Origin of the sequence: Pseudoalteromonas sp. SG44-5 (assembly GCF_014164175.1) — a bacterium.
GTDB lineage: Bacteria > Pseudomonadota > Gammaproteobacteria > Enterobacterales > Alteromonadaceae > Pseudoalteromonas > Pseudoalteromonas nigrifaciens.
Window position 1 is genome coordinate 68407 of record NZ_JACJES010000014.1, and the last position, 15189, is coordinate 83595.

Genomic DNA, 15189 nt, shown 5'->3' on the forward strand with positions numbered 1-15189 from the left:
GGATATTAGAGAATGTTGAGGCTCTGCCAAATGTCGTCTACGCGATCTTTGGTGGCTTTATCCATCTCAATCGGCTCGCCCCATTCACGGTTTGTTTCGCCAGGCCATTTGTTCGTTGCATCCATACCCATTTTAGAGCCAAGGCCAGAAACCGGTGACGCAAAATCTAAATAATCAATTGGTGTGTTTTCTATTAAAGTGGTGTCGCGAGCGGGGTCCATACGCGTAGTAATTGCCCAAATAACATCTTCCCAATCTCGGGCGTTAATATCGTCATCGCACACAATAACAAACTTGGTATACATAAATTGACGTAAGTAAGACCACACTCCCATCATTACGCGTTTTGCATGACCAGGATATTGTTTTTTCATGGTAACAATAGCCATGCGGTACGAGCAGCCTTCTGGTGGCAAGTAAAAATCAACAATTTCAGGGAATTGTTTTTGTAAAATAGGTACAAATACTTCGTTTAATGCCACCCCTAAAATAGCAGGCTCATCAGGCGGGCGGCCGGTAAAGGTACTGTGGTAAATAGGGTTTTTACGGTGGGTCATATGGGTTACTGTCATCACCGGAAAGTCATCAACTTCGTTATAATATCCAGTGTGATCGCCATACGGACCTTCAGGTGCCATTTCACCTGGCATTATGTAGCCTTCAAGTACTATTTCGGCGCTTGCGGGTACTTGTAAATCGTTTGATATTGATTTAACTACTTCAGTTTTACTGCCGCGCAGTAAGCCTGCAAAAGCGTACTCGCTTAATGTGTCGGGTACAGGGGTTACTGCACCTAATATAGTCGCCGGATCGGCGCCCAATGCCACAGATACCGGGTACGGTTGGCCTGGATTTTCTTTACACCATTCTTGAAAATCAAGCGCGCCGCCACGGTGAGACAACCAGCGCATAATAATTTTATTTTTGCCTAACAGTTGTTGGCGGTATATTCCTAAATTTTGGCGCTTTTTATAAGGCCCTTTAGTAACAGTAAGGCCCCAAGTAATTAACGGTGCAGCATCACCTGGCCAGCAATGTTGAATAGGCAGCTTAGTTAAATCGACCTCATCACCTTGTAAAATAACTTCTTGGCAGGGGGCTTTTTTTACTTCTTTTGCTGGCATATTAAGTACTTGTTTATAAACAGGTATTTGCCCTAGCGCTTCTTTAATGCCTTTTGGTGGCTCTGGTTCTTTTAAAAAAGCCAAAAGCTTGCCAACTTCACGTAATTCGCTTACATCTTCTTGGCCCATACCCATGGCAACACGCTTGGGTGTGCCAAATAAGTTAGCCAATACCGGAATATCGTAACCTTTAGGGTTTTCAAATAATAACGCAGGGCCTTTAGCACGTAATGTACGGTCGGCTATTTCGGTCATTTCAAGATACGGGTCGATTTCTTGAGTGATGCGTTTAAGCTCACCTCTTTTTTCAAGTAAATCGATAAAATCACGAAGATCTTTGTATTTCATTGTGGGCCGCTATTAAGCAATAAAGTTAAAAGTATTATACCCAAGTAACGTAAAATTGCATGCTCAGTTACTTAGCTATTAGCACTTGGAAAAATACAGTTACTTTGTATCACTAAACTTGCTTTATCACGGTTTAATTTTATTAGTTTTATTGTACTACCTACTGTTGTAGGCAGTGGTATTTTGTCCCTTCAATAATAAGCATGGCTTCGCTATCTTTACTCCAAAACAACACATTTTTATTTATGTATTTATTACCTGAGGCGCTTTTTTCTCGGCTAAGTTGATAAGTATTATTATTAAGTGTTAGTGCTGCTGTTTGCTCATTGATAACGCTAAGCGTGGCTTCTTTTTGATTACATAGATAACGAGTGTTAATTGTGGGCTCATTACAAGCAGATAAGCCTAATACAGTTAATGCGATTATCAGCAGCGCTTTCATTTATATCTCCAGTGCAAACAGCAAGTAATTATCGATATTTGCGTATTAATTTTAATCAGCATAGCAAAGCAAAATTAACCGTTGGTGAAAATGCGGCTTTAAGTTATGTTAATAATATTATTTTTAAGCTAGGTATTTATATGGCAGGTACTAATCTTTTAACCTTATTAGACGACATTACTGTGCTACTAGATGACATTGCAACTATGAGTAAAGTTGCTACAAAAAAAACAGCGGGTGTATTAGGTGATGACTTAGCGCTTAATGCTCAACAAGTTACCGGTGTAGCTGCAGAGCGTGAGCTACCTGTGGTGTGGGCGGTAGCAAAAGGATCGTTTTTAAATAAAGCAATATTAGTACCTGCGGCGTTATTAATAAGTGTGTGGTTACCTTGGTTAATTACGCCTTTATTAATGTTAGGTGGATTATTTTTATGTTTTGAGGGCGCAGAAAAAGTATTTGCCAAGTTTTTGCCTCATGATGATAAAAGCGAAAGTGAGGGCGACAAATTAGACCTAGTAGAATACGAGAAGCAAAAAGTTAAAGGTGCGATTAGAACCGACTTTATACTTTCTGCTGAGATCATAGTAATTACGCTTGGCACAGTTGCAGCTGCTACATTAATAAATCAGGCATTGGTATTGTGTGTTATTGCCATAATTATGACTATTGGCGTTTATGGCTTAGTTGCAGGAATTGTGAAGCTTGATGATGCAGGTCTATATTTACTTAATCAATCTAAGCTATCGGCTAATAAATTTAAAGAAATACTAGGCAAAGGGTTGTTAGCGGCAGCACCACGGCTTATGCAGTTTTTAGCATTTGCGGGTACAGTTGCAATGTTTTTAGTGGGCGGCGGCATTTTAGTGCATGGCATTAAAGCTTTGCATCATATTCAAATAGCGGTAACCAATTATGGGCAAACAATTGTAGGTACTACAGGTGAAGTGCTGGCACCACTTATATTTGATGGCTTATTAGGTGTTATAGCAGGCTTAGTTGTTGTGCTTGGGCATTTAGCTTATTTAAAAATATTCAAAAAATAGCGCTAGTTCACACCTTACAATTATTGCCTGTTTAACAACCGTATAGTTAAATAAGCCCATACAGTTAAATGTGTATGGGCTGTATTAATTAAAAGCTAAATTGTGCTGCTAAGCGTACGCTCGCGCCTTCACCTATGGTTACATTATTTAAACCACCGCCTGCTAGGTAGTTTGTATCAAATAAGTTTTCAATATTTAGGCGTAAGTTAACGTCGGTATTGTTTAAGTTTATTTTATACGTTGCACCCACATCTACGCGGGTGTAGGCATCTTTAGTAACGGTATTGGCATTGTCGGCAAAGCGTTCGCCTTCGTAAAATGCACCTGCGTTTAATGCAATTACGTCGTTTAATTCATAACGCGTCCAAAGTGATGCAGACCATTTAGGGGCATCGGTAGGGCGCTTACCTTGCAATGTTGCGTCGCGCTCGTAGTTGGCATCTAAGTACATAGTTGATGCCATTACAAATAAGCGATCAGTTGCTGCACCTTGCGCCGCTAATTCAAAGCCTTTATGGCGCTGCTCGCCAGCTTGAGTAGTGATGCTGGTTATATTATCAACAGGGTTTACAAGATCTTCGCTCACTAAAGTGCCTGTTTTGCTAATATCAAATAATGCGCCACTGAGCATTAATCGATCGTCAAACAGCTGCCATTTAATACCAATTTCTTTTTGCTCAGAGGTAATCGCATCGAGCTTCATGCCATTATTAACATCGTTTGTATTTACTAGCGTTTCGTTTTGCGGCTCAAAACCTTCAGAGTAACTAGCGTAAATAGTGGCCGAGGCATTAGGGTGATATAGCACACCCACTTTAGGAACAAACGATTCATTATTACTATTTTCTTTACTTTGCTTGTCGTAACGACCGCCTAAAGATAACTGCCATTCTGGTGAGAACGAAATGAGATCTTGCATGTAAATACCGTAATAGTCATAAGCAGATGAGCTAACAGTGTCATCTGTTTTATAGCTTATAGCTGGGCGAAATGGTTCGTTTTGCCCGGCGCTAAAGTCAAATGATTCGGCATTAGTTTTTAATTGGCCATAATAATAATCAAGCGAATTTGCGCCAATTAAAAATTGGTGCTGAATACCAAAGGTTTCAAATTCACCAATAAAGTCAACAAAGGCGGTTTTAAACTGCCAATCATCAAAACGATCGTAAGGGCGTGACGCGTAGCTATCACCTTCGATAAAGTTACTTGGTTTACTAGGCGATGACTCAAAACGTTGACGCTCAAATGTTTGCTCGTTGTAACCAAGTTTTACTTGCCAGTTTTCGGTTAAAAACACTTCTAGGTCAACACCTAGGTTTTCTACCGTTATATCGGTAAACGCCCAAGACATATCGCGAATTGTTTTATCGTCGCCAATTACATTGGCATTACTATCAATCCAGGCACCCGTATCTAAACCGGCTTCGTCATCTGTGCGGTCGTAATGTACGCGTACTAAGGCGTTATCGCTAATATCGTAATCAACAATTAATGCACCTAAAAAGCGATCGCGTTCACGGTTTTCACCATTTTGGTATTCACGCCAATAATCAACATCTTGCTTTACTAAAATACCGCGAGCACGTAAATCTTCCGACTCAGTAAGTGCACCGCCCGCATCCAGCATAAAGCGAGTTGAACCATGTTGATCAACATCGGCACTGGCTTTAAATAATGTTTGTGACGTGGGTTTTTTAGTGACCATATTAACCAAGCCACCAGGACCCGATTGGCCATATAAAATACTTGATGGGCCTTTAATAACTTCAACTTGTTGTAATATTTCGATAGGTTGTTGGTAGTGCGACCAGTGCTGATGGCCGTCACGCAAGTAACCTGTAGATGAACTCAGTTCAAACCCACGTAAATTAAATACTTCACGGTTACGTTGCTTTGAACCTGGCGTTAAGCTGGCATCGTTAGTAAGTACTTCACCTAACGTAGTTGCGAGTTGTTCATTTACTATGGTGTCGGTAATAACGGTAACCGACTGTGCGGTATCAAGTAACGAAGCTGACGTTCTCATTGCGCCATTAGCATTGTCTACTTTATAGTCATTAAAATAACTTCCTTTTACTTCTATATGTTCTATATCTGTTGCGTTTGCATAAACACTCGCAGTAGTACTTGCTAGCAGTGCGATAAAAAGTGGGCTTAGTTTCATTAGTTGTTTCCGGGTTGATAGTATTAATGCTGAGTTAATCTTAATGAAAACCAGTATCATTTGCAATGCCTTTTAGTGTGTTTTTTTATAATGCTTAATGGTTGCCAATTAGGAATTCTGCTATTATTAGCAGCATATTGAGTGGGGCTTTTCCCCATGTTATTTTTTTGTATTGGGATTTACTGTGACCACAACTGCTTTTTCATCTTTGGCTTTACCTTCTGGGTTAGTTGATAACTTATCAACACTCGGCTACACCCACATGACACCTGTTCAGGCGCAAAGTTTACCGCCAGTACTGGCTGGAAAAGACATTATTGCTCAAGCAAAAACGGGGTCAGGTAAAACTGCGGCGTTTAGCTTAGGCGTATTGGCTAAATTAAACGTAAAACGTTTTCGCATTCAATCTTTAGTATTGTGCCCAACACGTGAGTTGGCAGAGCAAGTAGCTGTAGAAATGCGCAAATTAGCGCGTGGCATCCATAATATTAAAATACTTACTTTATGTGGTGGTGTATCAATTGGTCCACAAATTGGCTCACTTGAACATGGCGCACATATTATTGTTGGTACACCGGGGCGAGTTGACGATCATATTCGTAAAGGTACTTTGCGTTTAGATGATGTAGAAACGCTCGTATTAGATGAAGCCGACCAAATGCTAGATATGGGTTTTCAAGATACCTTAGATGCAATTATTGAGCGTATTCCTACTAACCGCCAAACATTACTATTTAGCGCTACGTTTCCACGTGCAATAGAAGCTGTTGCAAAGCGTGTGCTTAGCAATCCAGTAATGGTTAAGGTAGAAGAAGAGCAAGCTAAAAGCACTATTAAGCAATACTTCTATAAAATGGATAACAATAAACAACGTTACCCAACACTTAAATTATTGCTGCTTAAATTTACCCCGCAAAGCTGTGTCGTGTTTTGTAATACTAAAGTAGAAACACAGCAATTGTGTGATGATTTAGTTGATGAAGGCTTTAGTGCGGTATCTTTACATGGTGATTTAGAGCAGCGTGATCGTGAGCGTACGTTAATTCATTTTTCTAATAAAAGTGCATCAATACTAGTGGCAACCGATGTGGCCGCGCGTGGTTTAGACATTGACGATATGGATATGGTGATTAACTATCACTTAGCTCACGACACACAAACACATGTGCATCGTATTGGTCGTACCGGTCGAGCGGGTAAAAAGGGTATTGCATGCTCTATTTATGGTGAGGCAGAAGCATTTAAAATTGCACAAATTGGTGACCATTATGAGCGCGATGTGATCCCAGAGCCAATGCCATCGTTTAGCTTATTAGAAAAACCACCATACAAACCAGAAATGGTAACCTTAATGCTTGATTCTGGTAAAAAGCAAAAAGTACGCGCAGGTGATATTTTAGGTGCACTTACCGGTAAAGACGGTATTGCGGGGCGTCAAGTTGGTAAAATAAACGTACTCGACAACGTTGCGTTTGTTGCCGTAGAGCGTAATTCTTCAAAACCGGCACTGCGTAAATTAACCGAAGGCAATATTAAAGGCCGTAAAATACGCGCTCGTCGCCTTACGTGCTAATAGTGTATTGAATAACTAATTCAATAATTACTAATCTATTGAGCAGCTTGCCCTAAGCTGCTCATATTCACACTTTAACTGTTTAAATTTTTCTGCATTACCAACTGCTTTATCTGGGTGACACTGTAACGCCAGTTGCCGCCAACGCTTTTGTACTTCTTTTAGCGTGCTTTGCTGAGATAGTTGCCACTTTATTAATAGCTGTTTATGAGTGTCTAGATCTATTATTTGTGCAGATTTACTGTGTTTGGTAAAACGCTGCCAAAACTGGGTTAAAAGAGTATCGATTTCGGCGCTAGAGGTTTCAAAGTTTTGCCAATCAAGGTAGTAGTCTCGTAGCGGATCGGTGTTTTTTATGAGGGTGTTACTGGCTGTGGTAATAAGTTGTATTTGTAAACCACTAATAAGGAGTTGCTGCTTAGGCATAATTTGCTGCTGTAGCTGATAAAGCGCGTTCATAATTAAAAAGTTACGTTTGAATAAATCACGATCAGGGGCAACATCAAGCGTGTTAATCATTTTACGTTGTTGTAATTCTGCTGCTAAAGTATGTACCATCCATACTTTCTTTTGCAAAAGTAACTCAAAAATCTCATCTATCAGTGGGTTAAGCATTGTTTACAATCTAGTTATTAGTGTATCTTGGGTAAATTATCATAGCTTTTGCTGCTAACCAAATTCCAAGGAAAATTATGCTGGGTCAATTTAAGCGCCTATTATTTATTTGCTTTATTATTGTACTGGGTATTTTTTCTCAAAAAGGTAATGCACAGCAACAAACAATACTTTTTGAACAATTTAAACTGACCAATGAATGGTCAGAAAAACAACTGTTAGCAACCGAGTTACTTACTACACAACTTTCAAACCAACAAGTAGTTGTTATTTATTCTAGTCTAGCTGAGCTTGCATTTGAGCAAACTAATTATACTCAAGCATTACATTACTATCAGCTACTAGAGCAAGAAAGTACATTTGAAAAATTGCCAGAGTTACACTTTAGAGCAGTTAAAATGCAAGGTGTAGTACAATATTTTCAAGGTTTATTGCAACAAGCCATTATTAATTATAACCGCGCTTTAAACTTAGCTGTCCACTTAAAGAGCCCATTAAAACAAGCTAATTTATTAAGTAATATTGGTTTGGCATATTTTAATATGCATAGCTTAGACCTTGCTTTAGATTATTATCAACAAGCAAAAGCCCTTTATGAAAAAGAAGGAAGCGCAAAAGACAAGGCTGATATACTTCATAATATTGCCGGAATATACATTCGTTTATCTCGTTATGATTCGGCACGAGAAATCTACCGTGAAGTGCTAGATGTGTTTCAGCAGCTAGGCGATGAAGAAGGTATAGCTCGTGTTCATGGCAACATGGGAGTTGCCTATACTGAGTCTGGTCAGAATCAATTAGCACTACATTATTACCAATTAGCTTTACGCTATTATAAAAGTATAAAAGATGCTTATCAATTGTCAGTTCAGCATACTAACTTAGCAAATATAAACTTAAAATTAGATGAACTGGATGCAGCTTTGTATCATGCTAAGGCCGCTCAAAAATATGCTCAGCAAATTGATAATCAATCATTACTGTTAGCTTCGTTACAAGTTTTAGCGAAAGTGCAATTAGTGATGGGTGATATAGATACCGCTAAACAAAACTTAGAACAATCAATAATACTGGCCAATCAATATAAAGATCAATTACGCGTGAAAGATGGCTTAGGTTTAGAGGCATTATTAAGTGCGGGGGCCGGCGATTACAGGCGAGCGATTCAGTTATATCAACAATTTGAAGACTATCAACGTAGCATGACCAGCGAAGAAGTTATGAAGGCGCTAAGCGCATTTCAGTCTCAGTTCCAGTCAAATCAGTTAAATCAAGAAATTAATCAGCTTAAGCAAGAACGTAGCTTACAAGAATTAAAAATTGCAAAACGTTCACAGTTAACTATTTTGCTTAGCATTGTGGCAATTCTTATTTTAATTACAGTTATTGCAATTTATCGTCGCAGAATAGAAAGTAATGCAAAATTACAACTAACAGAGCAAGTAGAGCAACGCACGTTAGAATTACAAAGTGTGGCGCAAGAGCTGCGCGAAGCAAACGATGTTAAAAGTCAGTTTTTAGCAAATATAAGCCATGAAATTCGCACCCCACTCACCGCTATTTTAAGCCAAACCGACGACTTAATTAATGGTTTGTATGATCCTGAGCAGTTACAAGATGAGCTCAAAGTTATTCAGCGTCAAAGCGATCATTTAAAAAGTTTAATTAATGATGTGCTCGATTTAAGTAAAATAGAAGCAAATCGATTGGAGCTGTCTATTTCTTGTTTTGATATTGTACAAGTGCTGAATGACATACATGGGATGTTTAGCGTACAAGCAAAAGCCAAAAACTTATCCTTGGTATTTGACAACCAACTCGGTAATGAACTGTATACCAGGCTTGATTTAACCCGAGTAAAGCAAATATTAATAAACCTGTGTGCTAATGCAATTAAGTTTACTCACAGTGGCCAAGTTACGATTGTGGCCAATAATACCGAGCAAGGGCTAGTGCTTACGGTAAAAGATACCGGAATAGGTATGAATACAGCGCAGCTAAAGCTTATTTTTGAATGTTTTAGCCAAGCAGATAATAGTATTAGCCGTCGTTTTGGTGGTACTGGTTTGGGACTTAGTTTGTCACAACAACTAGCTGCCATGATGGGGGGATATATTAGTGTGCAAAGCGAATTTAAAAAAGGCAGTCAATTCTCATTTTTTGTGCCGTGCGTACCAGTAGATAAAAGCGAATGTGCAGTTACAGCTAAAGACAATATAAATGGTGGCTATAAAGCGCTAAGCGCTAAAGTGTTACTTGCTGAGGATCATGACGATAATCGCAGATTAATAAGCCGTTATTTACGCGCCATGGGGCTTGACGTTATTGCAGTTGAAAATGGCGAGCAAGCTGTAGAGCAATGTTTAAAAGAGTATCCTGATTTTGTGCTGTTGGACATTCAAATGCCTATTATGGATGGCATTACTGCTTTTGAGTTGCTCAGGCAGTGCGGTTATGAGCAGCCAATATTTGCCTTAACGGCCAATGCAATGAGCCATGAGATCGAGCAGTATTTAGCACTTGGTTTTACTGATTACTTAGCTAAACCAATTGATAAAGAGAAGTTTTATAGCACTATAGCTGAGCATCTCGCATCAATAAAAAATGAGCAAAACAGCACAAACGTAAATATAGATATAAGTGACTTAGTGACTAGTTTCAAACAAAGCTTATCAATAGAAAGTGAGCTAATTAGCCAGCACTTTAATAGTGGCGATTTTGTAGCGTTACAAAAAGATAGCCATCGTATTTTAGGGGCAGCACAAATGTTTAAGTTGTGCGATATTGCAGACGCTGCAAAAGCATTAGATGATGCGTGTAAAAGCCCAGAAGAAGTACAAAAAATTGCAGTATTAGTTGATAAACTACAAGCCTTATTTTTGCACTACAAAGAGCATGGTTAAAGCGGTACAGCGCTACTTTTTTGCAGGCAAATAAAAACGCCTAATAATTGATATTCAATTGTTAGGCGTTTTTTTATAAGCTTTAAAACTTATATGGAATTACTGGCGTTTCATCGAATCAAAAAACTCATCGTTGGTTTTGCTCATCGATAATTTATCAATTAAAAATTCCATTGCGTCAATTTCTGACATGTCATGAACAATTTTACGCAAAATCCACAGCTTTTGTAGCTCATCTGGTTTTGTGAGTAACTCTTCACGACGAGTGCCTGAACGGTTAAAGTCGATAGCTGGGAATACACGTCGTTCCGCAATTTTACGGTTAAGATGTAGTTCCATGTTACCAGTACCTTTAAACTCTTCGTAGATAACTTCATCCATTTTAGAGCCGGTATCAATAAGCGCAGTAGCAATAATTGTTAAGCTGCCGCCTTCTTCAACATTACGTGCAGCACCAAAAAAACGTTTCGGTTTATGGAGTGCGTTTGCATCAACACCACCGGTAAGTACTTTACCAGATGATGGAATAACGGTGTTGTAAGCACGGGCTAAACGTGTGATTGAGTCAAGTAAGATAACAACATCTTTTTTATGCTCTACTAAACGTTTTGCTTTTTCGATAACCATTTCGGCTACTTGTACGTGGCGAGAAGCAGGTTCATCAAATGTTGATGCAATTACTTCGCCTTTTACAAGACGCTGCATTTCGGTTACTTCTTCCGGACGCTCATCAATTAGTAATACCATTAATGTTGCATCTGGGTGATTGTGAGTAATCGATTGCGCAATATTTTGTAGTAGCATGGTTTTACCCGCTTTTGGCGGTGCTACTAATAAACCACGTTGACCACGACCAATAGGAGAGGCTAAATCAAGTACTCGGGCTGTAATATCTTCTTTACTACCGTTACCGCGTTCCATACGAAAACGTTCGTTTGCATGCAGTGGTGTTAGGTTTTCAAAAAGAATTTTAGTGCGAGAGTTTTCAGGTTTATCAAAGTTAACTTCATTTACTTTAAGTAAAGCAAAGTAACGCTCACCGTCTTTAGGTGGACGAATAAGGCCTGAGATTGAATCGCCAGTACGCATACTAAAACGGCGAATTTGGCTAGGTGAAACATAAATGTCATCTGGGCCAGCTAAGTAAGAGGCTTCTGATGATCTTAAAAAGCCAAAACCATCTTGCAAAATTTCTAATACACCGCCACCGAAGATATTCTCTCCGCCTTTGGCATGTGATTTTAAAATAGCAAAAATGATATCTTGCTTTCTTAAGCGGGCTACGTTTTCGAGCCCCATGGACTCAGCTAAGTCTACAAGCTCTTTTATAGATTTGTCTTTTAGTTCGCGTAAATGCATATTGGTGGGTTCTTTATTACAGTTGTCATACTCAAAATCGCTTTGTTTGATCGTTGAGTGAGGTTTGTTGAATATAACTAAGGATTAGTTGGCTTTATAAACTAGCAGCTCATTGACACAGCGTCCAGTGTTTATACAAAAAAATAATAAAAAAAGGGCATTAAGCCCTTTTTTATTGTTTAAATTTAAAGATTGTTTTCTAAAAACTCGATTAATTGAGTTTTTGAAAGTGCGCCAACTTTAGTTGCAGCAACTTGGCCATCTTTAAAAAGAAGTAATGTAGGGATACCACGAATACCAAATTTAGGCGGTGTACCCGCATTTTGATCGATATTAAGTTTAGCTATGGTAACGCGACCATCAAATTCCTCAGCAACTTCACTAAGGATAGGGGCGATCATTTTACAAGGTCCGCACCACTCAGCCCAAAAGTCTACTAGTACAGGCTTGTCTGATTGTAATACGTCAGCTTCAAAGCTATCGTCAGTAATTTGGATTATTTTCTCGCTCATTGCGCTCTCCGGTTTAGTTAGGCGAAATATTTAGTGCGTATTTAAACACTCTTGTTTCTTATTGCAAGTTTAAACGTTATGCTTAAACGCTATGACTAAGACACATTTGACCGATAAAAAGTTTTCAGACTTTGCTATTGCACCGGAAGTGGTTGCCGGTTTAACCGAAAGTGGGTTTGAATATTGCACACCCATTCAAGCTAAATGCCTACCTTTTATTTGTGAGGGTCGCGATATTGCAGGCCAAGCACAAACAGGTACAGGCAAAACGTTGGCGTTTTTAACTGCCACGTGCCATCGGTTATTACAATCTAGCAAAGCCCCTAGTAAACATCCAAGAGCCCTGATCATGGCCCCTACAAGGGAGCTGGCGATTCAGATACACAAAGATGCAAAAATTTTAGCGCCGCACTGTAATCTTAACTTAGGTTTAGTATATGGTGGCGAAGATTACGAAAAACAACGTGCACAACTAGAAAAAGGCGTTGATATTTTAATTGGTACTACAGGTCGTTTAATTGATCTGTATAAGCAAGGCTGTTACACCCTTAATGAAATTGAGGTAGTCGTGCTTGACGAAGCAGATCGTATGTTTGATTTGGGCTTTATCAAAGATATTCGTTATATGTTCCACCGTATGCCAGATACATCAAAGCGTTTAAATTTATTATTCTCTGCAACGCTATCGTATCGTGTACAAGAACTTGCGTTTGAACATATGACCAATCCTGAGCACGTACAAATTGAACCAGACGTAAAAACCGGTAAACGCATTCAAGAAGAGCTATTTCATCCTTCACAAGAAGATAAAATTAAGCTGCTGCTGACGTTAATTGAAGAAGAGTGGCCTGAAAAAGCTATTATCTTTGCTAACACTAAGCATAGTTGTGAAACCGTATATGCCTGGTTAAAAGCCGATGGACATCGGGTTGGCATGCTTACCGGTGACGTAAATCAGAAAAAACGTCAATCAATTTTAGCTGAGTTTAGTAAAGGCGACTTAGACTTTTTAGTGGCAACAGATGTTGCAGCACGTGGTCTACATATTCCTGAAGTAAGCCATGTATTTAATTTTGATTTACCAGATGATTGCGAAGATTACGTACACCGTATTGGCCGTACAGCCCGCGCTGGCGCGTCTGGTCACGCTATTAGTTTTGCATGCGAACAATATGCTTATAACTTGCATGAAATTGAAGAGTATATAGATCACAGTATTCCTTTATCACATTACGATAAAACAGCATTACTGGATGATTTAACTAAACCTACTATTCATAGAAAGCGTAACTTTTCTACAGGCCCACGTAATCGCAGTAACAACAGCGGACGTCGCCCAAATAATAGTTATCAAAAAGGACGGTCATAAACGACCGTTAGTTTAACTGTAATAGTAATTAGAGGTTTTTGAACGGTGGGGCAACTTAAACCGCAAAAAAATGTATATGCAGTTATTGATTTAGGTTCAAATAGCTTTCATATGCTTATTGCTAAATCAATAGCTGGCGGCCTGCAAACCATAGGTCGTGTTAAACGCAAAGTAAGGTTAGCTGCAGGGCTTGATATAGACAATGTATTAAGCTCAGAAGCAATGCATAGAGGATGGGAGTGCCTAGCGTTATTTGCTGAGCGCTTACAAGACATCCCTAAACAAAACATCACTATAGTTGCCACCGCCACATTACGTTTAGCTAGTAATGCTGATGTATTTAAAGCGCAAGCAGAAAAAATCCTCGGTCATAAAGTTAATGTCATTAGCGGTGAACTAGAAGCGCGCACTATATATAAAGGCGTTGCTCATACCTCATCTTGTACCGGTAGTCAGCTTGTTATCGATATTGGTGGTGCTAGCACTGAAGTGATTATTGGTAAGAACTTTGATGCATTACTTTACAAAAGCCTGAACATCGGGTGTGTTACCTACCTAGAGCGCTATTTTAAAGATTGCAAATTAAGCAATGCAAACTTTAACACCGCAATAAAAGCCGCACGTACTGTCATTGATGAAATTGCATCAGAGTATAAAGTTAAAGGCTGGCAAATAGCCTCAGGTGCTTCGGGTACAGTACAAGCAATTCAAGAAATCATGATAGCGCAAAACCTAGATGAGCTATTAACCCTTGAAAAACTCTACACTATCAAAAAGCAAGCAATCGCTTATAAAACGATTGCCGCATTAGACCTACCAGGGCTAAGTGAAGATCGCCGTTTAGTATTTGTATCAGGGCTTGCCATTTTAATTGCATTATTTGAATCGCTCGAGATCGAAAAAATGGGATTAGCAGGTGGAGCACTGCGTGAGGGTGTTTTATACAGCATGCTACCAGAGCTGCATAATAGCGATATTCGTAAACGTACAATCGATGGCTTTATCGATCGTTACCATGTTGATCAAAAGCAAGCTAGCCGCGTCGCCAGTCTCGTATTAAACTTAGCATCAGAAGTAAATGAAAGCTGGCCAATAAAAGCACTTAATGGGTTGCCTTTATTAACGGCAGTTGCACAGCTTCATGAAATTGGTTTATTGATAGAGTATAAGCAGTATCACAAACACAGTGCTTATATTTTAAAAAATACTGAAATGCCAGGTTTTTCGCAGTCAGAGCATAAAGTCATTGTTGCGGTAGCTAAAGGGCATCGCTCTGATCTTCAAAAAGGCTATTTTGATTCTCTTGGTGCAAATAGTGTACTTGCGCAGTATTTAGTAAGACTAATACGTATAGCTGTCATTTTATGTATGCGTCGCCAAGATGATGTACTCCCTGAGTTTGCGATAACTGTTAAAGACGATGTCTTAAATCTGCAGTTTGAAAATGACTGGTTGAAAAACCATCCATTAATGGCAAGCGAGCTGCAACAAGAATCTAAGCAGCAAGCGAAACTTGGCTGGAAGCTCATAGTAAATTAACTAAACAGGCCCATAAGGGCCTTTTTAGTGTTTAAAATGACCACTTGGTTTAAATATCAAGCGAACAGCGTTTTATTTTAAGTTTTCTTTAAAAAACGCTTGCGTAAAACTGGCTGCGCCCTATAATGCGACCCCACTGAGACGGCAGACAGCAACGCTTAGCGAGGCAAGAGTCAATCAGTGAGTCGAGTAAAA

The 15189-nt window shown here is 39.2% G+C and carries 11 protein-coding genes; 5 read left to right on the forward strand and 6 right to left on the reverse strand.

Annotation, left to right across the window (positions count from 1 at the left end; translation table 11 throughout):
- Positions 1 to 5: 5 nt before the first annotated feature.
- Together ubiD and H5079_RS13365 are read right to left on the reverse strand one after the other, a co-directional pair.
- Positions 6 to 1472: a 4-hydroxy-3-polyprenylbenzoate decarboxylase gene (gene ubiD, locus H5079_RS13360; protein WP_011326832.1), complete on the reverse strand. Its 1467-nt coding sequence runs from the start codon at positions 1470 to 1472 to the stop codon at positions 6 to 8.
- Positions 1473 to 1632: 160 nt separating this feature from the next.
- The gene (locus H5079_RS13365; RefSeq protein WP_011326833.1) at positions 1633 to 1914 is read right to left on the reverse strand and encodes an MliC family protein; all 282 of its coding nucleotides are present in this window, start codon (positions 1912 to 1914) and stop codon (positions 1633 to 1635) included.
- A 140-nt stretch (positions 1915 to 2054) separates the two neighbouring features.
- On the opposite strand from H5079_RS13365, the gene H5079_RS13370 reads away from it, so the two are divergent.
- Positions 2055 to 2960 (forward strand): DUF808 domain-containing protein, encoded by a 906-nt coding sequence (locus H5079_RS13370; protein WP_011326834.1) that lies wholly within the window; start codon positions 2055 to 2057, stop codon positions 2958 to 2960.
- 88 nt (positions 2961 to 3048) lie between these two features.
- Here H5079_RS13370 and H5079_RS13375 read toward each other — a convergent pair whose 3' ends face one another.
- Entirely contained in the window at positions 3049 to 5124 is a 2076-nt protein-coding gene (locus H5079_RS13375; RefSeq protein ID WP_182684267.1) for a TonB-dependent siderophore receptor, read from the reverse strand.
- A 184-nt stretch (positions 5125 to 5308) separates the two neighbouring features.
- Between H5079_RS13375 and dbpA the strand changes: the two genes are divergently transcribed.
- Complete coding sequence (gene dbpA / locus H5079_RS13380) at positions 5309 to 6697, forward strand: ATP-dependent RNA helicase DbpA (protein ID WP_011326836.1); 1389 nt, start codon at positions 5309 to 5311, stop codon at positions 6695 to 6697.
- Positions 6698 to 6727: 30 nt separating this feature from the next.
- Here dbpA and H5079_RS13385 read toward each other — a convergent pair whose 3' ends face one another.
- Positions 6728 to 7312, reverse strand: a complete 585-nt coding sequence (locus tag H5079_RS13385; RefSeq protein WP_182684268.1) for a DNA-J related domain-containing protein — start codon at positions 7310 to 7312, stop codon at positions 6728 to 6730.
- 77 nt (positions 7313 to 7389) lie between these two features.
- Here H5079_RS13385 and H5079_RS13390 point away from each other — a divergent pair, with 77 nt between their 5' ends.
- Entirely contained in the window at positions 7390 to 10215 is a 2826-nt protein-coding gene (locus H5079_RS13390) for a tetratricopeptide repeat protein (RefSeq protein WP_182684269.1), read from the forward strand.
- 99 nt (positions 10216 to 10314) lie between these two features.
- On the opposite strand, the gene rho is transcribed toward H5079_RS13390, so the two are convergent.
- Together rho and trxA are read right to left on the reverse strand one after the other, a co-directional pair.
- Positions 10315 to 11574 carry a transcription termination factor Rho gene (rho, locus tag H5079_RS13395; protein WP_011326839.1) on the reverse strand — a complete coding sequence of 420 codons (1260 nt, stop codon included), beginning with the start codon at positions 11572 to 11574 and terminating at the stop codon, positions 10315 to 10317.
- Between the two features lie 185 nt (positions 11575 to 11759).
- The gene (gene trxA / locus H5079_RS13400; RefSeq protein ID WP_011326840.1) at positions 11760 to 12086 is read right to left on the reverse strand and encodes a thioredoxin TrxA; all 327 of its coding nucleotides are present in this window, start codon (positions 12084 to 12086) and stop codon (positions 11760 to 11762) included.
- A 91-nt stretch (positions 12087 to 12177) separates the two neighbouring features.
- Here trxA and rhlB point away from each other — a divergent pair, with 91 nt between their 5' ends.
- Both rhlB and gppA read left to right on the forward strand, forming a co-directional pair.
- Positions 12178 to 13455, forward strand: a complete 1278-nt coding sequence (gene rhlB, locus H5079_RS13405; RefSeq protein ID WP_041454311.1) for an ATP-dependent RNA helicase RhlB — start codon at positions 12178 to 12180, stop codon at positions 13453 to 13455.
- Between the two features lie 45 nt (positions 13456 to 13500).
- The gene (gene gppA / locus H5079_RS13410; protein ID WP_182684270.1) at positions 13501 to 14994 is read left to right on the forward strand and encodes a guanosine-5'-triphosphate,3'-diphosphate diphosphatase; all 1494 of its coding nucleotides are present in this window, start codon (positions 13501 to 13503) and stop codon (positions 14992 to 14994) included.
- The last annotated feature ends 195 nt before the right edge of the window (positions 14995 to 15189 follow it).